This is a genomic window from Tolypothrix sp. PCC 7601, from assembly GCF_025677855.1.
Taxonomy (GTDB): Bacteria; Cyanobacteriota; Cyanobacteriia; order Cyanobacteriales; family Nostocaceae; genus Aulosira; species Aulosira diplosiphon.
On the sequence record NZ_CP064882.1, the window covers coordinates 22,055 to 45,629 of the forward strand.

A 23,575-nucleotide genomic window follows, 5' to 3' on the forward strand; every position below is an offset into this window, starting at 1 on the left:
CTCCCAAAAGCTAGAAATACATATCACCAACCCTCATAAAAGAGACTAACAAATTCATGCAAAATATATTATCTCCTAAAAAATCAGTGAAACCAAACGCTAAATTTAACTTATTAATTATAAGAGTAGGCACATTTATTAGCCTTACAATTTTATTGAGTGGAATAACCGAAGCTGCTTTTTCCTCAAAACAAGAAATTATTACTCAAAACTCAATTCCCTCTACTCCTCAAGCAACATCTACAGATAAATTATTGCAAGCAGGAATCACCCAGCTACGCGAATATAAACTCAGAGATGCAGAGAAAACTTTTAAACAAGTTTTAACACTGCGACAAAAACAACAAGATTATTTAGGTGAAGCCGAAGCATTAAATTATTTGGGTGAAGTGTATAACTCATTAGGCGAATATCCAGAAGCGCAGAAAGCATTCACTCCAGCATTAGCTATTTATCAAAAGCTGAATAATCGCCAAGGTGAAGGTAATGTATTAGATAATATGAGTGAAACTTATGGCGGATTAAAAGAATATTCAAAAGCACTAGAAACATTTCAAAAAGCTTTGACTATACGCCGAGAAGTCAATGACGAAAAAGGAGAAGGCGAGACACTAACTAATATTGGTGTAGTTTATATTAGTCAGGATAAATTGAAAGAAGCAGTAGAACCACTACAAGAATCTTTAAAAATTCGACAGCAGATTAAAGATAGCTTTTATGAACCTGAAACGATTGCTTTCTTAGGTTTAGTAAATAGAGCTTTAGGTAAAACCGAAGCAGGTTTAGAGTTACTCAATCAAGCCTTAGAACTAAGTCGCCAAGTCAAAAATATTCGTGCAGAAGCGATAGCTTTGATGCTCAATGGCTCAGTTTATCAAGATTTGAATAAGTATGATAAAGCCATTGAATTTTATCAATCGGCATTAACAATCATCAAAAAAAACGGAAATCTTTCTGAAGAAGCTTTTATTCTCAATCAAATGGGATTATCTCACCACAAATTAAAACAATATTCCCAAGCAATAGATTATTTTCAGCAAGCTTTACCCATTTATCAAAAACTCAAAAACCGCCAATCTGAAGCTGAAATTTTAGCTGTCACTGGTGTAAGTTATTATGAACAGCAAAAATCAAAACTCGCCTTGGATTATTTGAATAAAGCATTATTAATCTATCAAGAACTTAAGAAAACTACGTCAAAAGAAAAAATTTTATCTTTAATAGGAAGTGTATACAGATTACAATTAGAAGATTATCCCAGAGCATTAAAATACTATCAGCAAGCTTTGGCTATTTCTCGACAATTAAAAGAACCTAAAGATATAGCTGGTAATCTTGGCGCTCTTTGTGATACTTATTCCTTGATGACACAATATAAACAAGCAATAGATAGTTGTCAAGAAGCTTTAACAATTTATGAAAAAATACCCAATCAAAAAGAACGCGAAGCTTCAATGCTTCTCACTCTTGGGCAAATAAATGAATTACAAAAAAACTACGCTCAGGCTGAATCATTTTTTCAACGTGCTTTAGTAATAAATTCTGAGTTACATGGTCAGGATAGTATTAAGATTGTAAGCAATATCTTTAATTTAGCAAATTTTTACCACGATCGCGGTAAATACGAACAAGCATTATCCTATTATCAACGTCTTTTAGAAATCAGAGAAAAAAATCTTGGTTCGGAACACCCAGATGTGGTAATGAGCCTGAATTTTGTTGGTAATGTTTATACGAATTTAGCTAAATATCAAGAAGCCTTAAAGTATTATCAACGCGCTCGTAAAATTTATGAAAATAATCCTAATTCTCAAACAGATAAATATTCTAGCGTTCTGAATAATATCGCTCTTGTCTATAGTTATTTAGGAAATGATAAAGAAGCAATTATTCTTTATGAAAAATCTTTGAAAATAGCAGAACAAACATGGGGTAGTGAAAGCTCTCAGATAACTAGAACTTTGAGGAATCTTGCTAATTCTTACGAAAACTTAGGAAATTATCAGAAAGCAGAGGAACTATATAAGCGTTCTTTGACAATAGCTGAAAAACGATATATAAAAGCAGCAAATGCAAAACTTTTTGAGGATGCAGGATATCTCAGCTATAGCGCTGAAAATTTTGCAGCATCTCTGCAATCATTAGCTGGTTTATATCAAAATCTGGGAAAGTATCAAGAAGCAATTCAATTATATAAGAAAGCGCAAACAATAAGTGAAAATCAATTTGGAACTGAACACCCTCAAGTTGCTATAATTATCAGCAATTTAGCTTTGGTTTATAAAGAGCAGGGAAAATATCAAGAAGCGCTACAACTGTATCAACGCTCTGAGAAAATATTTGCAAAATCTTTTGGTACTGAACATCCTGAATATGCTACCTATCTTGGCAATTTAGCTAATTTATACCAAGAACAAGGTAATTATGCAGAATCATTATCTCTATTTGAACGTGCTTTAAAGATTAAAGAAAATATACTAGGTCTTGAACACCCAGATGTCGCTCTCAGCCTAAATAATTTGGCTTTTTCTTATCAAATACAAGGAAGGTACTCAGATGCAATTAAACACTATCAGCAAGCTCTAGCAATTAACGAGAAGGTATTAGTACCAGAGCATCCTCAAGTAGCTCTTACTCTCAATAATTTGGCGATGTTATATCAAGAACAAGGAAACTACTCAGAAGCACTGAAAAATTATCAACGTGCTTTCGCCATTCGTCAAACAATATTTGACTCAGAACACCCATCTATTGCTAAAAGTTTGAATAATTTAGCAGGTATTTATACAGAGTTGGCTCAATATCAGGAATCTATTAATTACTATAAACGTGCCAAACTTATAAATGAGAAAGTATTTGGTTCCCAACATCCAAGCGTTGCTCTAATCCTTAACAATTTAGCATTTATCTATCAAGAACAAGGTAACTATACAGAAGCATTGAAACTATTTCAAGAAGCTTTAGAAATTCGCACCCAGGTATTAGGTTCTGAGCATCGAGATGTTGCTAACACTTTGAATAATATTGCTACTCTTTATAAAGAGCAAGGAAATTACACAGAAGCATTAAAATTATTACAGTTAGCTTTGAAAATTCATGAAAAAAAGTTTGGCTTTGAACATTACCTTATTGCTCAAAGTCTAAATAATATAGCTTTTGTATATGAAGACCTAGATAATTTTCCAGAAGCTATAGATAAATATCAGCGTGCTTTGGAGATTCGCACTAAAGTATTTGGTTCGGAACATCATTTAGTTGCTCAAAGTTATAATAATCTTTCTGGATTATATAAAAAACAAGGTAATTATCCAAAGGCTCTTGATTATGCTCAAAAGTCATTAACAATAAATCAGAAAATATTTAGCAATGAGCATCCAGATATAAGCCAAAATTTAAATAATATGGCGGCAATTTATGAGAATTTAGGAAATAATCGAGAAGCGGAAATTTTATATAATCGGGCTTTAGGCATTAATGAAAAAATATTTGGCAAATTTCATCCTAAAGTTGCCATGAATCTTGATAACTTGGCGGTGCTATACTACAACAAAGAAATATTTGGTGAAGCAACAGAAAATATTCAAATTGAACCATTTATCAAACGTGCCTTAGAGATTAGAGAAAAAATATTTGGCTCTAATCATCCCGATGTTGCTCTCAGTTTGAATAATCTATCAAGTTTATATAATGTGCAGGGTAAGCATCAGGAATCTCTTAAACTCTTACAACGTTCTTTAGCAATTTACGAGAAAGCCTATGGTACTAAACATACCCAAGTAGCAATTCAATACTGTTCGGTTAAGGAAAAAGAGGGGGTCAGATCAAGAAAAATTTGTTCGCGTATTTATTGCGAGAACAATAAAAAGTTGAGAGACTTACTTTTTCTCTTTGAGACTGTTGTATAAGTCAGCCCAGTTTTGTCGGAGAGAATCAATACATGATTGTAAGTAATCAACCTGAGTCCTTCGAGCAACCGAGAGAACCGCATCAATGTGAGCAGGACTTCCAGCTTTCCCTAAATGCTTGTATTTGGTTAACTTACCTGGTTGAGAAGTAGGGAAAATTGCTTGAGAAGCGTGTAACTTGTAGTACCAATAAACCCCTTGTTTACCGCGTGCTTGGTAACGGGAAACAGAACAACCAGGAGGCGCAATTTCCCCCACCGCTTTAATTTGTTGAATCATCAGATGCAAAGTCGCAATCGCCTGTTGCAACAGTTCCGCTCTGGCAATGAGATCATCTTCTTTTGTGGACATGATCAATAACATTTATATGTTCTCGAAATGTGTTCGAGAACTAAGTAACATTTAATATATTATGACCATTAGACTAAAATTCTACAAAAATTTTTGTTCTTAGCATATGCCACTGGTAAATTTTCAGGCACAAACAGCCTGTCTAGATTCTCAACAAATACTTTTAGCTTTGTCACAGGTAATTCCGGCTCAAACCATCACCAAGGCTATTGAAACTACTTGTAGCTCTCAACGAAGACTCAGAATATTACCAACTTATGTCATAGTTACCTTAGTCATTGCCTTGAGTTTTTGGTCATCTGATTCAATTGTTGATGTGTTCAAAAATCTCATTCATGGTTTGAGTTCTTTACACATACCATCAGGTTTACGTCTTCAACCCCCATCTGCTTCATCAATTACAGAAGCCCGTCAAAGAACCGGAGCAGCTGTAATGAGAAGGTTATTTGAACTGGTGGCAAAGCCCTTAGCAACAATATTAACACCTGATGCTTTTTTGGGGGAATTCAGAATTATGGCTGTAGACGGAACAGTTTTTGATGTTCCAGATACTCCCACAAATGCTAGAGTCTTTGGCTATCCTGGTTCTCCTAAAGGGACATATCCAGGCTTTCCTAAAGTCAGATTAGTCTTTTTGGTAGAAGCAGGTACTCATTTAATTATAGATGCTTTTTGTTCTCCCTATCGTATTGGAGAAAGAAGAGGTGCTTTAAAATTACTACGCAGTATTAATTCTAGTATGTTATTAATGTGGGACAGAGGATTGCATTCTTTTAAGATGGTTCATACTGTCATCCAACAACAAGGTCATTTCCTTGGTCGTGTTCCTGCCCATGTGAAGTTTCAAGTAGTAAAAACGTTGGCAGATGGTTCTTATTTATCTTGGATTGCACCTGATGGACAGTCAAGAAAGAAGGGGGCAACCCGAATTTCAGTTCGTATTATTGAATATGTGATTGAGGAGGATAGTACTCTAAAAACCTATCGGTTGATTACTAATTTAATGGATGTTGATAAGTTTCCGGCTTTGCTGTTAGCACAAGAGTACCATAAGCGATGGGAAGCTGAGAATACTTTAGATGAGTTGAAAGTACATCTATTAGCAAGGAAAATTCCTATTCGTTCTAAGAATCCTCGTGAAGTGGTGCAAGAACTTTATGGTTGGTTGTTGGCTCATTATTGTTTACGTTGTTTGATGTTTCAAAGTAGCAATTTGAAGAATATTTCTCCTTTAAGGTTAAGTTTTGTTGGGAGTTTACGAGTGATTCGGCGTGCTATTCCTGAGTTCCAACGCCAGATAAATACGAATGTGGATATTAATTTATATTATAGTTGGTTAATGGCGGAAATTTCTGATTTAGAAATACCTTTACGACAACAGCGAAGTAATCCTAGAGTGGTGAAGAAGGCTCGTTCTAAGTTTAAGAGTAAAAAACGAAGTCACAGGAATAATTGTACTCCAAGACAACAGTTATCTTTTCAAATTATTAAACGTGCAAGTTGAATCTATTTAGTTTGACGCTACGGTAATTTATTGTTTCTCAATTTATAATTTCATAGTTTAACTATTTTCTCTCTCATAGTTTGAGTGTATGAGAATTTGTCCATCTTTTTTTAGTCTCTAGTTCTCGCAATAAATACGCGAACAAATTTCTCTTGATCTTACCCCCCTCTTTTTCCTTAACCGAACAGTATTGGGAAGCGGGTAACATCGCCCCGTGGCTGGTAGAAAGGCTGGATCAATTATTGGTTCGTGCCAAGACTGAAAGGGCGGGGATGAACCTAGCCAAATGCGTCACTTTAGCAACGGCATCAATCGGGGCGGTTTGTTATGCCACCTCTCCACTAGCCCCCATCGGTGCGTTAGTTGCGGGTCTGGGTTACGCTTGGTCAGTGGTACAAGATATGACCGATTCCCACTGCTTTGCTCCCATTCCCTTTGTGCGGGGTAACTTCTTAGAATTTTTGGCGGCAATGGGTGACAGCGAAGCAAGAGGCGAATGGTTTGCAGGCTCCAATGAAATTGTGGATTTGATGAACCACCTTACACCCACAGAGCGTAGTGAATTTGTGATGCTGCGGCAGTACACCAACACCCTCACCGATTTTCTCACGGGCGTAGAAGCTGGTAAGCGGTTCTATGCTTACAGGTGGCTGCTGGACAATTTCACCACTTATAGGGGCGCGTTTCCGACTGTTGAGCAGTTGTGCAAACATTTGGCACAGGTATCGCCCGACCCCAGAATTGACCATGCACAGGTCACTTTAATTCAGCAACAATCCCAACAGCCACAACCAAAGCTACCTTCACCCAAGTTCGTTGAACTGCCACAACCGCATTTTGTCCAGTTGCCCAGTCCCTCACAGGCTCTCCCTCCCAAACCCCAGACCCCAGCACCAGACATTCAATCAGTCTTGGCGTTACCGCTTCACAGCAGAGCGATCGCAATTATTGACGCGCTAACCAAAAGTGGTTTTGATATCGCCAAGTGCATTCGTGACCAAATAACCGTGATTGCAGGTAATCAGCGAGGTGGTAAGGGTACGCTCATGGCGATTTTAGCCATTTTAAGCAAGGCACTGGAGCCAAACACCAAAATTCATTACTTCACAGCAGGTGATGATATATACCCGTTTCAATGCCATTACTTAGTATGCAGACTTAGTTACCCCCAAGTAGATGGTGCAAAGGCTGATGCTCTTGTGGCAGGCGATTTGTACCAATATTTAAGGGAGATGGACAACGCTACCCAAAATAGTTACACAGACATTATTCTGGTGATTGATGAAGCTGTGGCTTTGTCTGACTATCTCACTCCGGAGCAGAAGCAATGGATTATTCGCTTTCTGTTCACTCGCGCCAGTAAGAAGGGCGCTCAAATTTTCGTTGTGTTGCATGGTAAAAATCTCACATCTTGGGTGGGGACGAAAAACACCGCAGGTTTTGGCGATACTTTCAAAAGTGGGGCTACTTTTATTGGTTGTGAGGCTACCAGTAAGAAGCTGTCTCCCCTGAAGTCAATCTCAATGGCCACTGGGCGTTACTTCCTGGCTGACCCTGATAGTTTTGATAAGGCGATCGCACTGGGTGAAATTGGTATCATTCCAGATTGGTTAAAAACTGAGGTTAATCCCCATTCTGGGCAACCAGATCCGGCGCGGACACTGCTTAAATATTTCTCTGAGTTGAGAAGTGATTCCCCGGCTGTTACTGATGGAGAATCACCCAACTCTGAGTCACCGGATGAATTTTTGAATCAGGCCAGAGCGTGGATTAATGAAACTTGGGTGATATCAGATGCACCGCCGCCAACTCTGCACCCAAACCCAAGTGATACCGACCGATACCAGCCGACTGATAAGGCTTTTGAGCTTTTGGAATCATCTGGTATCGATACTGGAAACGATACCGGAATCAGTGATACTACCCCATTTACGGGCGATTCTCAGACTCTTGCCGATGATACCGGAATCGATACCGACCGTCGCTATACTCCAGCCTCACTGACAAGTGAACAATTGGTTGGCATCGTCAAGCAGATGGTGGATAAGAAGATGTCACAAACCCAAATCATTCAATCCCTTTGGGGAGTGGAGAAAAATGCTAAGGGCTGGAAGCAGGCTTATACCGAATATAAAGAACTGTTTCCATGAATCATGTCTAACCGTCAATAAACAATCAGCCCTTGGTGTATTGCCAAGGGCGTAACTAAATTTACAAGCAACTCAAAAATAGTTACATAGATTTTTCTAGGAAGATTGCTCTAGTCCCAGGAAAAATTCGGAATTTCATACTGAGGTAAGGGCTATGTTACAAATAAAAAAACTCTACGGGTTTTAAAGTTATGCCGTCGGTTCGCCTGATCAACAATCGCTATGCTCTATCTCCCCAACCGCGTTCTGGTGGAATGGCTGATGTCTATCAGGCAAGCGATATGCTCGACGATCTGCGACGGGTTGCAGTGAAAGTATTTAAACATGGGCAAATTGAAGGCGATATCTTAGAAGAGTCCTTCAGACGTGAAACCCAAGCACTCAAAGAATTAAAGCATGAGGGAATCGTAGAACTTCTAGACTCAGGCAAGGATGAAACTACAGGTAAGTATTTCCTTGTTTTAGAGTGGATGGAGCAAGACTTAGCAAAATTGTTGAAAGAGTCTCCATCATATGAATGGGATTCTTTTTGGCAAAATGTGGCTTTTCCTGTATTACAAGCTCTGGCTTTCTCTCACAATCGCAACTACAGCCATCGAGATATCAAGCCCAATAACATTTTAATTAGTAGCGACGGTAAACCAAAACTTGCCGACTTTGGAATATCTAAGCTCAGAAGCTACTTTCGACCTAGCATTACTCTCAGGGAGTTTGTATCTCGCCCCTTCACACCACCGGAACTTGATGATGGCACTTATCCTTACACCAGGGATGTCTTCAGTTTTGGCGTACTAGTGCTTAAGTGCTTAACAAAGGTAGACATTAGCGATTATGATGCCATACCTCAAGGGGTGGCTGCATTTAATGCACCACCTGAAATTGTGGAGATAATAGAACGAGCTGTTTCCTTAGATCCAGCAGAACGCCAACACAATGCAGAAGTTCTCCTCACAGAACTTAATATTATCCAAGGAAAGCGATCGCAAATCCTGTCAACTAAAAAACGTGCTTGTTATCTGACATTAACTCGAAACGCCTTGAGAAATCTTAATAACGAACTTCAAACATCAGAAGCGGAAATTCAAAAAATTATTCTAGAGGATTTGAATACAGCTTGTGGCATCAGCCGTTACCGTAACCGTAATTTCAACTCTCCTGAAGAAGAATTTCGAGAAGGACACTATTCTATTTTTGGGGTTAATTATAAATATCATGTAGCGGTAGGACAAGAATACCTTGATATTATTAATGCCAATACTTTCTCTAGTGCCTTGCTAGAAAGAAATCGAGAGCAAGCTTGGATTCCTCCCTACGAATTTAAGTTTGGTAGGCCACTCTTCATGTCTGAAGCCGTAGACGTTATTACAGACATGGAGAATGCAGTTGAAGAACACGAAGCTAACCTCCGACAGACAAAATTAGAAGCGGACAAACAAAGATTATTCCAGACTTGGTTTAATATTCTCCAAGCTAAAACCGATTGGGAAAGAAGTCGAGAACAGCCAATTAAATATACCGATTTTACTCGTGATGGCAAGCATATTATCTTTGAAATCTCAGAAATTCCAGATAAAGATATAGCAGGACAACCCCGACATATTATTAACAAAAAGGGATTTAGTATTTTAGGAGGAGATGTTGTTGAAGTTCAAGAAGCTAGTGACAAGTTAATTCTCTATGTGAAACATGGACAACCAGACAGACTGCCAAAATCCGGTGAGCTAGTTTTTGATATTCGGGCTACTGAAACCGCATTAAATCGCCAAAAATACGCGCTAGATGCAATTAGATTCGACCGTGCAGTTCGGTCTGATATGCGTCAATTATTTGTTAATCCTCAAGAAGTCAAGCATCCAGAAATATCTGGAAATATTGAGTGTTTTCAATCTCTGAATGAATCACAAAAGGAGGTTGTAGAAGCAGCATTAACAACACAAGATTTTCTTTTGGTTCAAGGGCCACCAGGGACAGGAAAGACAACCTTTATTACAGAAATCATCATTCAAACTCTTCTGCAAAACCCAGAAGCACGAATCCTGTTGAGTTCACAAACTCATGTAGCATTGGATAATGCACTAGAACGGATTCAAGACCAAAACCTTGACTTAAAATTGTTACGCCTTGGTAATCATGAACAGGTTTCAGAAAACATTCACTCTCTGTTGTTAGAAGAACAAATGGAGAAATGGAGAGAACAGGCTGTAACTACCAGTAAAAATTTTATAACAGAGTGGTCTACTAAAAGAGGTGTTTCTCCACAAGAATTAGAAAAAGCAATTTTATTTCAAGACCTAAAAGCTCTAGTCACAAAGCTTAATGAATTAAAAACAGAAGCAACAACTCGTCAACAAGAATTATACGAAATTTACCCTATAGACTATGAAATAGACAATCCCAAATTACCAGCTAAACAGAAAATACCCAAAGATAAAAGAGATGAATTTCTGCGTCTTACAAGTGAACTTGAAGAATTGCGGGAAGAACAAAAACAAGTACGAGAGCAACATAAAGCCAAAGCCCAGCGTCTCCAAGAAATCACAGGAATTGCTAAAGAGGAATTATTAAAACTCAACGTTAATCAACTAGAAGAAAAGAGCAATCAGTTGATTGACCCTCATGCTCCAGATGCTAAAATGTTACAACAACTGATTAGTATTCAAGCCGAGTGGTTTGACTGTTTTGGTCGCAATGAAAATTTTAATGATCCACTAATCAAACGTTCTGCTGTAGTAGCAGGAACTTGTATTGGCATTGCTAAATACATTCAGGATATAGAATTTGACCTTTGCATTATTGATGAGGCATCAAAGGCTACAGCAACAGAAGTATTAGTCCCGATGTCGAGAACTCGGCGATGGATACTTGTGGGAGATCCGAAACAACTTCCACCCTTCCAAGATGAAGTCAGCCGCAATGCAGAGTTTTTAGAAAAATATGATTTAACTGAAGATGACATCCGAGAAACTTTATTTGACAGACTGCTAACAACACTCCCTGGCAGTTGTTGTAAGATGTTAAAAATTCAGCATCGGATGGTTGAGCCAATTGGCAATCTAATCAGTGAGTGCTTTTATCAAGGTGAACTGAGAAGTGCCAGAAAAGATATAGATGCAAATTTGGCTAAAGTTTTACCACAACCAGTGACTTGGTTGACAACTTCTAATCTGCCAAATTATCAAGAGCAACGTGCTAATTCCAGTTATAACAATAGCTGTGAAGCTAGAACTATTATTAATCTGCTTCGCCAAATTAATACAATGGCAGAAGCAGCAGAAAAAACCTATAGTGTGGCAGTATTAAGTGGTTATTCAGCACAATTAAAATTGCTGAATCGCGGAATTAATACAGAATTAAATAATTGGAAAAGATTAACCATTAGGTGCGCTACAGTTGACGCATTTCAAGGAAGTGAAGCTGATATAGCTGTATACTCTATCACTCGTTCAAACAAAAAAGGGGAAATAGGTTTTCTTAGAGATGAAGCACGACTAAATGTTGCTTTATCTAGAGGCAGAGTTGGCTTGGTGATTGTGGGAGATCATCATTTTTGTCGGAGTTCAAAAAATAATCCTTTGTACCAAGTCTTAGATTATATTGAACGCCATCCTGAAAATTGTAGCTTAATAGAAGCGATGAATGGTAAGTAAATAAAATAGGTAAACCAAATTATGAATTTAGACAATTTTATCTCTCTCTCAGTCAATGAACTGCTGCGTTACAATAGAACAGGTTTTGATTTAGTAGCCTGTAAAGAGGTAGGTTTACCTGTTTATAAAGTAACTATTGAAGCTTTAATACAATTACGTAAACCAATACCCCCAATAGAGGAATTTGTCTTAAAGTCTATTGATGCTGGGCTGAATTTAGAAGAAGATATTAGTGCTTTTCTCGGTATAGAAAAGCAAATTTTAAAAGATGCAATGGTCAATTTAAGAATGAGTGAAAATATTGACCTTATAGCTCCTGATGATTCTCGGTTGCAAGTTTGGAAATTGACTAAAAAAGGTATTACAACTCTCCAAGAAGCTAAAATTATTGTTCCAGAAGAGCGGACATTTGATATAGATTTTGATGGATTATTACGATATCCACGCTGGTATGGCAGTAATTCATACTTTTTAAAACACAAGGATTTACGAGAGCAAGAAATTATAGAGATTGATCCGTTTCCAAATAAACCTCCAGAATTATCTGATATCAAACTTAAAGACGTAGATGGAATTATTCGTCAAATTGAGGGAGCTAGTAAAGCCAGATTTAAAGAAGAGAAAGACTTGCTAGCATTAAAAGCAATTGAAAAAAGGCAGAGATTTTTTGAAAAAGCCTTGGCACTCATATATAAAGCTAAAGATAGTGATGATGTTCAGGTAGCATTTTTAATTGACGATGTAATTTCCAGTGAACATGAAGCTGCTTTTGCTCGTTCTAATGGAATTAAAAAACTTCGCATTGTTGAAACTCTAAAAGAAAGCTCACCCAGGAAATTAGCTGAAGAAGTTTTAGGAAGTGATTTTGTTAATCAAGCTAGACTAGAAGAAATTGATTCTATTAAGTCGGAAGTTTATACTAGTCAAGCAAAAATTGTAGCTGAAATAGAAATAGTTCAAACTAATCTTGAAAAAACTGAAAATGAAGATGAAAAAGTTATTTTAGTGCAGCAACTTCAATCTGCACTAAAACAAATTGAAGAACTTCAGACACAGCTAAATTCTCTCCTAGCTACAGTTCCCATGCGTTGGTTAGATATGTCCGAACACCGTCCCCTTCTGGAACAAGCTCTCCATGATACTCAAGAATGTTTAATGATTATCTCACCTTGGATTCGAGCTAGTTCTGTAAATAAACGATTTCTTGCAGATTTTGAAAATCTCCTTAAGCGGGGAGTGCAAGTTTATATTGGGTATGGTTTGGGAGAAGACGATAACGATAGAAAATACAAAGATGATATCCAAGCCGAGAAGAAAATACAACAATTAGCCATTCAGTACAGAAATAATTTCCAGCTAAAGCGTTTGGGAGATACCCATGCGAAAATTCTTATTTCTGATACGAAATTTGCTATCACCACAAGTTTTAACTGGCTATCTTTCCGAGGCGCGAGCGATCGCACATTCCGTGACGAACGGGGAATACTTGTATCCGAACCAAAGAAGATTAGTGAACTATTCGACACCTATAGAAAGCGATTTGACGAGTAAAAGAGTTGATTGGATTGTATCAAAAAAATGATCGTGGCACACTTGACCGCATAATCACTTATTAGTATTATTGTACTACTTAGACGTACCTCCTTAGCTGACCATTATCCCCACCGATTCTGTGGGGGTATTTTTGATTTTAAATTCCATGTTTTCTAGTAATAGTACGGGAATTATTAAAGTAGAAAATTTATAAAATGGTACGTTGATCTCTCAGCTGAATCTACCACAAGCAATCCCAACTCATGAATGAAGAAATAGAAAATGAAGAAAACGGTGAAAGAGGTACTTTACGAGAAAGCTGGTTTGAGAGAAAAAAGGCTTTGGAGTATATAAGCCATTACTTCCAGACAGCTAAAAAAGAGATTAGGATCGCTTCTGGATTCTTCACAATTAGAGGTTGGGGGCTAGTTCGACGATACACAAAAGGCAAGCGCGTTTATATATTAGTCGGTCTTGATGACCCTGGAGAGGAACGAGCGCGGCAAGCATTAATTGATGATATCCTACGTGACCTAAGAACAGGTCTGGACAAAGATCGGCGACAGACAGTACTAGATTTAATAGAAAAAATGCTACAAGGTAGATTACACCTTGTAGATGCTAGAGCTACAGAACATCATGCCAAGCTATATATTGTTGACCACAAGGTAGTAATTATGGCTTCATCAAATCTTACCCAACGTGGTTTGATGGAGCAAGTCGAGGCAGGCAATATAATCACTAAACGTCGCGAAGTTGTGGCACTAGCAAACGAGTTTGATGCATATTTTGCTGAAGCGAAAGACATTACCCAAGAATTATTAGAAGTCTTGCAGCGCTGGCTTAACTTTGTGCGACCGTGGGATGTGTACTTAAAGACTATGTTAGCCCTGGAAGACATACAACCAATCAAAAGTAATTATAAGAAACAACCTGTTTCATATCAGGTGGACATGATTGCCCAAACACTGCGGCAGATAAAAGAGTCAGGCGGGTCAATGCTGGTAGCTTCCACCGGACTAGGCAAAACCGTCGTAGCAGTTCACGTAGCTTTACACCTCCGCAATGATGACCTAATTGATAATGTCATGGTTATTGGCCCAAAGGCAGTCCGCAGTAATTGGACACGCGAAATGCGTGATGCTGGTCTACCTTGTGAGTATTTTGTTTATCAAGCTTTAGATAAGAGTGGTTCAGATCAAGATAGTAGCCTGGAATTGTTTGAAGAAATTCAAAAAAATCTTCATGAGCAACGATGGTTAATTATTTTTGATGAAAGTCATTACTTTAGGAATCGTTTTAAACAAGATTTATTTAATATGAAGAAAAATCCAGCAGAGCGTCGGGCTTTTCTTCGGTTAAAAGAACTCTTGAACAAGAGCAGCAATACTAAGGTTTTATTATTGACTGGCTCCCCTTATGCTAGAGATGAAAGCAACCTAAATAACCAGTTATATTTATTACCACATACTGCCGAACTTAGCGCTTTGTTTGATGAAAATTATGTTGATGGCGCACGGGCATGGCATATTAATAAAACAGATGATTTTATTCATCTACCCGTAGCTTCTCAACTAACTACACCTCACGTAGCTAAATACTACAGTCAATTAGAGAATCAAGATAATTATATTATTTTTGGAACCGAGAAGAGATATATTCCCAAAATTGTATTATACAGTGTCAATTTTCCTCTATTACTAGACAAGGAACTGGTAGAGGCAATTAAAAAAGGATATTTTGATTTAGATTCACGTAATCCAATGTTTAGAGAATGTATCAGGAGATTGGTAAAAATTGCTTGGGCTAGTTCTCCATTGGCTCTTCGTGGAGTTCTTGAAAGCGTTGTTGATACTCCTGGGGGTAAAAACGAGTACAAACTTGGTAAATTACAATTTGTCTCGGCTCAACAGGAAAGACAATCTTTTTTAAATCCTCTAATAGAAAAGTTGGCTAATTTGGATTTTAAAAGTGACTTGAAACTTGAAGCACTTTACATAATTATTCAAGAACTTAGGCAGAATTCAGAAAAAGCAATTATCTTTTGTGAACGCCGTGCTACTGTTGTTTACTTAGCACAGGCATTAGAACAAATGTTCCCCGCATTAAAAGTAGTTGCAACTATCGAGCAGAGTGAGAATGAAGAAAAATATCAAATGAAAGAAACCAATGAAATAGAAAAACTGATCAAAAAGTTTGCCCCTATTTCTAATAATGCTGAAAATATTTCTGAAGAAAGCTACGATGTATTTATTTCAACAGATGCTCATGGTGTTGGGGTTAATATGCAAGATGCATCTGCTGTTATCAACTATGATATCGATTGGACTCCTATTGGCCCTGTTCAACGAGCTGGACGCATATTGCGTTTTTGGCATTATCCACGAACAGTTAAAGTATATACCTTTGTTCCTAATCTGACACAAGAGACAGACCTTAAGTATGATTTAGTCAGGATTAGACAACGTTGGGAAAATCTCATGTTGCGTCATGGAGAGTCTAGAAAGCTGACGGACTTGCCAGTTTTAACAATAGCTAATTCCCAAGAAATTAATATGCCTGAGCTTGCGTCTCAGGTAACAATAAAATCAGGTCAATTAGACTTAGATGTTTTAGCAGATTTGGATATTTCTCCTTTCTTTCAACATACAGCAAAACTACAAATGCATCGTGATTATGCCAGGACTATTCTTAGTGATATTGTCAGTGCAAAACTAACTCAGGATTCTGAACCATCAATTTATGTTTTAGTTAATCAGAATCAAAAATATCATGCCCTTGTATACACACCCAAAAATCAACAAGTACGCGAACCGGATATTATCAAAATTCTCAATTTAATTGCGTGTAATGAAGATACTGAAATCGCTGTAGTTGATTATGGTTTGGTAGAAGAATTGAGCGATGCTTGCATCAGAACTTGGTGCAACAAGCAAGGTATATCACCTGAAGAAGTGGAAAGAATTTGTACTTTGTATCTCAAGCCAGAAAGTGAACCTGATGGGCTTGAAAGATTGTTGAATGCAGAATAATTAGCATTACCTTGAAAAAATTGATATCAAGAGCTGTATATCAATTTTTTACCAAACGGGGTATATAAGTGAGTACAGACCTCGCTCGACGTATATTCGTTGCTTCTATCTAGTTTTCTCCCAAATTATCAAACCTTTTAGTACCATCTTCTTCCATGTATAGGACACGATTTAACATATCGCGCCCATTTTCTAATTCAGCATTGATTGCATTCACAGCTTCTTCGACAATAGCAATTTGCTCATTTCGAGATAAATCTCCCTGGCAGATGAATACAATGCCAGCGTGGATTTCTGTAGTCCGAGCAAATTTTTCAAAATCCCGAACGTTTGCTGTTACAAGAATACGCTCTTCATTAAAAGCATATTCTAAAACTTGATAATCCTTTGCACCAAGTAATCCTCGATCTCTCACAGCAATTGCATCAATAAAAAGCTCGTTACACAAGTAACGTGCAACGGCTGGTGAAAGATCCTCATCAATTAGGAATTTAATTCTTTTTAGGTCGTCCAACACTTGGGTAAGCTTTCACGTAAACTTGAGCAAATTTTATATCTTCTTCAGTTAAATAAGGATAGTCTTCATGTATTACCTCTAGGGACTCTCCTCTATCAAGCATTGAACCAATATGACGAACTGTAAGCCGAGAATTAGGAAATACTGTTTCTCCGCCCATTATGTTCGGATCTGAAACTAAATTTTCTTTCCACGCTTGAAAACATTTGATAAGTTCTAATACCTCCTTGACAATAGGCTCGACTTCTATTCTGACAAATTTTGCTATTTCAATGGTTGGTAACTTTTGCTCCAAGGCTCTTACTAAGCTTTGATAAAGAGATGAACGAAAATCAACATTGATAAAGTCTATCTCTTTAATTAAACGTAGATAAACCAATGCAGCAAAATTTAGCCGGGGTGGATTATATTCAGGAAAAATTTTGTGTTCTACTTCCTTATAAATCTTCTTGGTTGGTAATTCTACAAATGCCGCAGCTTCAGTAGGAGTAAAAGTTTCTATATACATACGCATTACCTACAAGCTAAAAAGATTACCTTCACCTATAACAAACTTTCAACGATTTGTTACTTGAGAAACTATTTATGATAGAAATTTTGATGAAATAAATAAATAATTTGAAATTATTCCCTGTCTAGGGAAGATTTTAGCATTGATTCAAAGGTGCTGACAACAGTTTATTGTCATATCTTTGGTACAGACAATTTTGATATCAAATAATTTGAATCCCTACCTCTCATAAACACGCGCTCTTACACCCTAACCCTGAAAGATGGAGCGCGGGTGTTCGCTATTGTCAACTCTCCGTTCATTTACCGTCAGATCACGTACTCCCTTCGTTAGCCCTGACACTCTCATGTCAGAAAATCTCGTTTCATCACCCTCCCTAACCGTCAATCATCTGACAATTACTCCCCTATCCCCCTTCCCCCCTCGACTTGGACATAGTGCGACAATGTTGCTTTTTGCACCACTGGCAGTAATAAATACCAATTAACAACTAAGATATTGTGAAAGCATGAAACTTGCGCTACCCCAAACCAATGAACCCCATTCACCCGGAAAATCTGAGTGTTCTAGAAAATTCGCTCTCCTTAGCGATCGGAGAGGACTTTTCTTTAGAAAATGACCCCGATGTTATCCAGCAATTGATTGGGGATAAGCGGAGTGAGAACACTAAGCGCGAATACCAAAAAGATTTGAAAGATTTCTTCTTATTTGTCGTTAAGAAAGAACCCAGCCGGGATTTGGTTTTGGAGTTTCTTCACCTGGAACAGCGTCATGCTGTTGCTGTGGTTCTCAAGTATAAGGCACACCTGATCAAGAAAAAGCTGGCTGAAGCTACGGTGAATCGTCGTCTCAGTGCTATCAAGTCAATGGTAGAGATGGGGCGACGCTTGGGGGTTTGCAATTTCTCTTTAGATGATGTCAAAGGTGAAAGGGTCGAAACCTATCGAGACACTACAGGAATTCCAGCTACTGATTATGCTAAGGTAATAGCCCTGGTTGACCAGAACACTTTAAAAGGTAAGCGTGATTATGCACTACTGCGGTTACTCTGGGATAATGCCTTGCGTCGTCAGGAGATAGTCAATTTGAATGTGCGTGACTTTAACGCTAAGGAAAAAACGCTCTCAATTTTAGGTAAAGGTAAGGGTAGCCAGAAGGAAGTTATTGACCTATCTCCTAAAACCACCGACGCTCTAGCCAGTTGGATAAAAGCTTCTAAGAAGAAACGTGGCTTAGATCCGCTGTTTACGGTGCTGGCTTATCACAAGAATGGAAATAGATTAACCGGAGAAGCAATTAGGCGACTGGTGGATGGGCTTTGTAAGCAAGCCGGAATTACTAAGAAGATGTCACCCCATCGTGTTCGTCACAGTGCGATTACTACAGTATTGGATCTCAATAATGGCAACTACCGTGCTACTCAGCGATTCAGCAGACACGCCCAAGTGCAAACGGTTTTGAAATATGATGATAATCGCCAGCGTTTGCAAAAGCAGATGAGTGACTCGATATCAGAACTCATCTAGAAAACCTAACAATCGGAGCTTGGTTGAAATTAGATATTACCAAGAAGCAAATCGTGGGGATTTTTCAGGAGAAAATGATTGTCAACTTTGACTAAATCACCTGTGCAGTGAATTGGTAAACGTTCCTGATAGGCTTTAATGGCTAAGATATAATCATGGTCTGCTAGCTCGGTTTTAATTGACCGTAATTTCTCAAAAACTTCAGCTAATAAAGTAATTTCTCCACTCAGTTTATCAGTTGATGGAGTAGCAATTTGCATGACCACACCTTGCAAGTTGAAGTTGGGATAATTGGTAATAAATTCGCTTAATATATCAACTTGGTCACGATTTTCTACCACTGATAATGTTTTTAATATATCGCTGATTCTTTCAGCATAATCTCCTAAGTTATGTTGAAGAGGTAGCAAGATTTCATATTCAGGCGTGGCATCTTTTTTTAGTCGCCAAATTGCTCCAGCATCATTATATATCCGCCCGGTTTCCTGCCAACCTGTTGCTTGCAAGTGTGCTTGTATTACATTAGGATTAATGGTTTTGAGGATTTGACTATCTTTAATGGTGACTTTCACGGGCTTTCTCCAAAACTAATGCGTTGAATGATGGCTTGGAGTGCATCAGGCGTAAACTGATTACTACGAGGTATTTCAATAGTAACATTGGTTGTATTTTCGGTGTCTGGCATTCCGCGCAAGGATACCCAGTAAGCACAATGTCTAATACAAAGTTCATATAAAAGTTTGTTTTATCCAGTCTGTTATTTTTTCTGGAATTAAAACGACTACTAAAATCCGAGGGACAAGGGCATTGATTTTTAAATCATTATAATTTTTGAGAATCAGGGGATATCTAATATAGTTTTTATCAAGAATATCTCTGGCTGTACACTTTAGTTGTAATTCTAGTCTAGGAGAAAGAATTTTACCTGTACCACCTCTACTGATTATGCCTAAATCTACGCTGTCGTTATCGATTTCTGGTCTATATAAAGAATAACCTGCAACCGCAGCAATAGCTCTAATATAGGTAATGCTAAATTGTTCTTTTTGTTGGTTGATGTCCATTAAATTATTGTCAGGCAATATTTCATAGAAAAAAACAGCATATACTATTGATAAATTTACATTAATTAGCCTTCCTTATTCCTAGTTACAATTACAGCAGGTTACAAATAAATGAGGTACACAACTGGAGAATTAAATAGAAAAATTCTTCTTCTCCCTCCTGCCCCCTGCCTCAAAACCAGTTACTCTGTACCTGATGCAAATAAAAACTGCTGTAATTAAAGCAAACTGTACCCAGCAGCACCCTTGTGGATGATGGGATACTGCCCAGACGAACACTCGCGATGTCTGAGACAAGCCGCTAGCCTGTGGCAACGCGTCTACGCCCCTCCCAGTTCTTTTGGAAAAGTCACCACAAAGCGGTAAACTGTCTACACTGGACGTGTATAACCAAGTGTAGACATGGCGAAAGTTGAACGCGAATCAATCAACTTCAAACTGCCCAAGCCGTTGGTCGAGGCACTCAGAGCCGCAGCTAAAGAACGCAACACCACCGCCACAGATTTGGTGATTCAGGGGTTACATCACATCCTGGGTGAAGTAGATGGTATGGAAACTGATGTAGAAACCCGTCTGCATCAACTAGAAGCAGAATTAAACCGTCTTACCAGTGGTATAGAAAGCCGCGTGGAAAATGAGTTAGGGCAGCACTCCCACCGCTTAAGCAGCTTAGAACAAAAGCATGAAGCAATGGCAACCAAGTTGGCCCAATTAGAGGGCGCACTTAATGCAGGGCAGCGCTACAAAAGTCCAGCCAGACGACAAGGTTATGCTTACAACAGCCAAGTTCCCCAATCGCTGGAACTTCAGCCATTCCTAGCAGAGAACTTAGCCAAAAGGTTGGGAATAGATACGGCAACCTTGGCGCGTGAGCAAAAAAATAAAAGTCAATCTGATTTTGAACGCTGGAGCCGCAATCGCGATCCAAGTAGTACAGCGTGGCGCTATCAGGATGACGGGCTTTATCATCCCATCAAGTAAGGGGAGACCGCAAAAAAAGTTTCATAGCCGTATTTTGGGATTATTCGTTGTGTGGCGTGGATCTGGGTGATGACGGCTGGTATCTTTTTTCAGGGCTTGTGCCTAAACTCCAATTATCCTTGATAAGCTTCTGTTATGGATAGTATTTACTATTTATTGTCAAGTGCTGTTGACTATTTGTAACAATATCGTTAAATTGGTTTACATAAAGTAATAAACCAGAGAAAAAACTATGTATACCACTATTAATGAAAGCGGCATTCTTAATAACTACGCGACTGAACCCCAACTTTACTACGCTGAATATCCAAACATTGAGCTGCAAAATCGTTACAAGTTTCAAGGTGCGATTGCCACCTTATTAGTCACTACTCTAGTTTTGGTTGCCTTGGGCGTTAGCTAAGATTTTTAGACTTCGGTTACGGTATCTCTCTCATCATTATTTGTAATTCTCCCCGTCACCTCGGTAATTAACGCCGGGGTTTTTTGTTGTTGTTGAGTGCGATCTCCATAGTTAAGGAATGAAGACCTTTCCACCAAAAACCCAGTCGTTGTGACTGGGCTTGGATGGGATATATTCCCCTGGTTATTTATAGAAGTTATTCATAGTTCGGCACTCTGATAGTTACTACCATAAGGGTGCTGGCAATTTCGGAAAATTATGTTTAGTTCTAAAAATTTTCTGGCATCCAATAGAGTGATCACGGGAGCAAAGCTGAAAGAACGAAAACTTTAGCCCTAGCACCCTACGAAGGTGTGTAACTACTAAAAGTAAAACTCAGCGGAACTTTAGAAATACAATCAATTAGCTGAAGTGAAATAAATCTCATTGGGTACAGGAATTTATGGTCAGGAGTCTTTTTTGGGGTGTAGCGGTTTTGGTGGCGCTTATGGTTGGGTGTTCACCTGCTCAATCCCAAGTGCCACCGAACACTGAACTTTCCCCATCAATAAGTGTGCATTTACTCCTGGGAAATGCTAGTGGGGCAACGCCAACAAAGCTTACGCCTGATAATTACCTCATGGTAAAAAATCAATATGCACTCTCTTACAACCAAAGTAAAGGAACTGCGAATTGGGCAAGCTGGCAGCTTAACAAGTCATGGCTAGGGAACGCAGAGCGCCAGGATAACTTCCGCCCAGACAATACGTTGCCCTCTGGTTGGGTGCGAGTCACTCCTTCTATGTACTCTGGTTCAGGTTATGACCGAGGTCATATTGTACCTTCGGCAGACCGCTCTCTGACGGTAGAGGATAATTCTGCCACTTTCTTGATGACCAACATGATGCCTCAAACGCCGGACAACAACCGCAACACTTGGGGCAATTTAGAAGACTATTGTCGAGAACTGGTAAGTCTTGGCAAAGAACTTTATATTGTCGCCGGGCCAAGTGGTAGTCTTGGCGAACCCCTCAAGGGTAAGGTGACAGTTCCTAAATCCACTTGGAAGATTGTTGTTGTACTAGATAGCCCAGGCTCTCTTATTAATGGTATTACCGCTAATACTCGTGTCATCGCGGTAAACATACCGAATGAACAAGAAATCAATAATGACTGGAGAACCTATAAAGTCAGTGTTGACGAATTAGAAAAACTCACAGGCTATGATTTTCTCTCGAATGTTTCCCCAAATATTCAGGAAGTAATTGAAAGTAAGGTAGATCCGTAAACAACTCAAGTTTCTACAATTTTAGTGGAAAGCCCTGCTAAGTCAGATGATGGCGTGGTTCCTAGAATATAAACATCAACTTCTTTGCTACCGAGGCGATACACTTGTGGGTTACTGAGATTGGCTTTAATTACCTGCACTAGATTCTGGAATTTTTTCACAGTTTCTTGCTCAGAAGGGCTATGCCAATCTTCTTCTTTTGCCGCCACCCTAAAGAAATCATCAACTGCTATTACTTTGATAGGTGTATCTGGGGAATGATCTGTCTGTTGCACAACTTTTTCTGGGGTTACAGGTGCGATACCTGACCAAAGAAACACCAAAAATGGATACTCGGATTCGCTGATAAAAAACAAGCCATCAGATGCTTGTTTTAAAAAAGCGATAATTTCTGAATTGGTATTAGTCATAAACTAAAAAAAAGCAATATTTTCATCTATGGGTGCTGGGATTAATAAGAATTCAATCAACTAATTTTGACTGACAATAAGAAAGAGTGTATTCGGAGCTAATTGACATTTTATAGGGTAGATTTATGAGTTGAAGAAGAATACATCCGTCAGAATTCAGGAGTCAGAATCAATCAGTCGCGGGTCTGAATCCCCGACTGATTGAACGCGAGTGCGTCTCCCCTTGGGAGAAGACCACCAAATTGAAAATTTGGTGGGGGTCTTAAACCCGGTTATTCATCCACCACTCGCACAGAATACCTTTCCTGTATTCTGACTCCTGACTCCTGAATTCTGTTCGATAAAACTGCTCAAAAGATGCGTCCTGCACTACCGTCTCATCAAAGGAGGAACATCTCCAGCTTCTTACAAGTTAACTAGTTTGGCGTTACTATTGGTTGCAGAAAAATCGCCCCATTACTAAATTTTACCAAGTTAAGAGGTTTTTCAAACTGCCCAAGCCGTTGAGCGAGGTACTTAGAGCCGCAGCCAAAAAACGCAACACCACCGCTACTGATTTGGTGATTCAGAGTGCGATCGCGAGTTAACAGAAGCAGACTGATCGTTAGGCTTTCCCCCAAAACTGTGCAGTAGACAAATACATACTACAACTGTATTATTGAAATTAATCTTAATTACAAATACTACAAACCTTCAATGATCAGCAGATTTTCCTCAACCATTATTAGCGTGATGCATTGCCAACCCAGCCTGGGTTTAGGCAGAGCTATCGCG

At 38.6% G+C, this 23,575-nt stretch carries 19 protein-coding genes; 11 read left to right on the forward strand and 8 right to left on the reverse strand.

Annotation, left to right across the window (positions count from 1 at the left end; translation table 11 throughout):
* The first annotated feature begins 56 nt into the window (after nucleotides 1–56).
* The gene (locus tag HG267_RS38430; protein ID WP_052335221.1) at nucleotides 57–3,905 is read left to right on the forward strand and encodes a tetratricopeptide repeat protein; all 3,849 of its coding nucleotides are present in this window, start codon (nucleotides 57–59) and stop codon (nucleotides 3,903–3,905) included.
* On the opposite strand, the gene HG267_RS38435 is transcribed toward HG267_RS38430, so the two are convergent.
* Nucleotides 3,876–4,256 carry a hypothetical protein gene (locus HG267_RS38435; protein ID WP_045871336.1) on the reverse strand — a complete coding sequence of 127 codons (381 nt, stop codon included), beginning with the start codon at nucleotides 4,254–4,256 and terminating at the stop codon, nucleotides 3,876–3,878. The two genes, HG267_RS38430 and HG267_RS38435, sit on opposite strands and share 30 nt — an antisense overlap.
* Before the next feature lie 106 nt (nucleotides 4,257–4,362).
* Between HG267_RS38435 and HG267_RS38440 the strand changes: the two genes are divergently transcribed.
* The 5 genes from HG267_RS38440 (at nucleotide 4,363) to HG267_RS38460 (ending at nucleotide 16,122) form a co-directional block, all read left to right on the forward strand.
* Complete coding sequence (locus HG267_RS38440; protein WP_071989413.1) at nucleotides 4,363–5,760, forward strand: IS4 family transposase; 1,398 nt, start codon at nucleotides 4,363–4,365, stop codon at nucleotides 5,758–5,760.
* A gap of 152 nt (nucleotides 5,761–5,912) precedes the next feature.
* Complete coding sequence (locus HG267_RS38445) at nucleotides 5,913–7,910, forward strand: hypothetical protein (protein WP_052335220.1); 1,998 nt, start codon at nucleotides 5,913–5,915, stop codon at nucleotides 7,908–7,910.
* Between the two features lie 191 nt (nucleotides 7,911–8,101).
* Nucleotides 8,102–11,557 carry a serine/threonine-protein kinase gene (locus tag HG267_RS38450; RefSeq protein ID WP_045871068.1) on the forward strand — a complete coding sequence of 1,152 codons (3,456 nt, stop codon included), beginning with the start codon at nucleotides 8,102–8,104 and terminating at the stop codon, nucleotides 11,555–11,557.
* Between the two features lie 21 nt (nucleotides 11,558–11,578).
* Entirely contained in the window at nucleotides 11,579–13,108 is a 1,530-nt protein-coding gene (locus tag HG267_RS38455; protein WP_045871069.1) for a phospholipase D-like domain-containing protein, read from the forward strand.
* Between the two features lie 245 nt (nucleotides 13,109–13,353).
* Nucleotides 13,354–16,122 carry a helicase-related protein gene (locus tag HG267_RS38460; protein WP_045871070.1) on the forward strand — a complete coding sequence of 923 codons (2,769 nt, stop codon included), beginning with the start codon at nucleotides 13,354–13,356 and terminating at the stop codon, nucleotides 16,120–16,122.
* A gap of 109 nt (nucleotides 16,123–16,231) precedes the next feature.
* Here HG267_RS38460 and HG267_RS38465 read toward each other — a convergent pair whose 3' ends face one another.
* Complete coding sequence (locus HG267_RS38465; RefSeq protein WP_235623061.1) at nucleotides 16,232–16,639, reverse strand: DUF5615 family PIN-like protein; 408 nt, start codon at nucleotides 16,637–16,639, stop codon at nucleotides 16,232–16,234.
* The gene (locus HG267_RS38470; protein WP_045871071.1) at nucleotides 16,614–17,147 is read right to left on the reverse strand and encodes a DUF433 domain-containing protein; all 534 of its coding nucleotides are present in this window, start codon (nucleotides 17,145–17,147) and stop codon (nucleotides 16,614–16,616) included. The genes HG267_RS38465 and HG267_RS38470 overlap by 26 nt, the downstream gene beginning before the upstream one ends.
* Before the next feature lie 536 nt (nucleotides 17,148–17,683).
* Between HG267_RS38470 and HG267_RS38475 the strand changes: the two genes are divergently transcribed.
* Nucleotides 17,684–18,676, forward strand: coding sequence for a tyrosine-type recombinase/integrase (locus HG267_RS38475; RefSeq protein WP_045871072.1), 993 nt, complete (start codon nucleotides 17,684–17,686; stop codon nucleotides 18,674–18,676).
* A 29-nt stretch (nucleotides 18,677–18,705) separates the two neighbouring features.
* Here HG267_RS38475 and HG267_RS38480 read toward each other — a convergent pair whose 3' ends face one another.
* The 3 genes from HG267_RS38480 to HG267_RS38485 are packed head-to-tail and all read right to left on the reverse strand — an operon-like array spanning nucleotide 18,706 to nucleotide 19,740.
* Nucleotides 18,706–19,248: a hypothetical protein gene (locus HG267_RS38480; RefSeq protein WP_045871073.1), complete on the reverse strand. Its 543-nt coding sequence runs from the start codon at nucleotides 19,246–19,248 to the stop codon at nucleotides 18,706–18,708.
* Nucleotides 19,245–19,361: a DUF4365 domain-containing protein gene (locus HG267_RS42065; RefSeq protein ID WP_235623062.1), complete on the reverse strand. Its 117-nt coding sequence runs from the start codon at nucleotides 19,359–19,361 to the stop codon at nucleotides 19,245–19,247. The genes HG267_RS38480 and HG267_RS42065 overlap by 4 nt, the downstream gene beginning before the upstream one ends.
* A 43-nt stretch (nucleotides 19,362–19,404) precedes the next feature.
* Nucleotides 19,405–19,740, reverse strand: coding sequence for a DUF4365 domain-containing protein (locus HG267_RS38485; RefSeq protein ID WP_235623063.1), 336 nt, complete (start codon nucleotides 19,738–19,740; stop codon nucleotides 19,405–19,407).
* A 402-nt stretch (nucleotides 19,741–20,142) separates the two neighbouring features.
* Here HG267_RS38485 and HG267_RS38490 point away from each other — a divergent pair, with 402 nt between their 5' ends.
* A complete protein-coding gene (locus HG267_RS38490; RefSeq protein WP_045871074.1) occupies nucleotides 20,143–20,721 on the forward strand; it encodes a hypothetical protein in 579 nt (192 codons plus the stop codon).
* Between the two features lie 232 nt (nucleotides 20,722–20,953).
* Nucleotides 20,954–21,124, forward strand: a complete 171-nt coding sequence (gene psb34 / locus HG267_RS38495) for a photosystem II assembly protein Psb34 (RefSeq protein ID WP_045871075.1) — start codon at nucleotides 20,954–20,956, stop codon at nucleotides 21,122–21,124.
* Nucleotides 21,125–21,129: 5 nt separating this feature from the next.
* Here the strand turns inward: psb34 and HG267_RS38500 are convergent, their stop codons facing one another.
* Complete coding sequence (locus HG267_RS38500; RefSeq protein ID WP_255325232.1) at nucleotides 21,130–21,258, reverse strand: hypothetical protein; 129 nt, start codon at nucleotides 21,256–21,258, stop codon at nucleotides 21,130–21,132.
* Between the two features lie 308 nt (nucleotides 21,259–21,566).
* Between HG267_RS38500 and HG267_RS38505 the strand changes: the two genes are divergently transcribed.
* The gene (locus HG267_RS38505) at nucleotides 21,567–22,391 is read left to right on the forward strand and encodes a DNA/RNA non-specific endonuclease (protein WP_045871076.1); all 825 of its coding nucleotides are present in this window, start codon (nucleotides 21,567–21,569) and stop codon (nucleotides 22,389–22,391) included.
* Nucleotides 22,392–22,396: 5 nt separating this feature from the next.
* Here HG267_RS38505 and HG267_RS38510 read toward each other — a convergent pair whose 3' ends face one another.
* Nucleotides 22,397–22,801: a nuclease A inhibitor family protein gene (locus HG267_RS38510; protein WP_045871077.1), complete on the reverse strand. Its 405-nt coding sequence runs from the start codon at nucleotides 22,799–22,801 to the stop codon at nucleotides 22,397–22,399.
* A gap of 437 nt (nucleotides 22,802–23,238) precedes the next feature.
* On the opposite strand from HG267_RS38510, the gene HG267_RS38515 reads away from it, so the two are divergent.
* Nucleotides 23,239–23,388 carry a hypothetical protein gene (locus HG267_RS38515; RefSeq protein ID WP_155539302.1) on the forward strand — a complete coding sequence of 50 codons (150 nt, stop codon included), beginning with the start codon at nucleotides 23,239–23,241 and terminating at the stop codon, nucleotides 23,386–23,388.
* The last annotated feature ends 187 nt before the right edge of the window (nucleotides 23,389–23,575 follow it).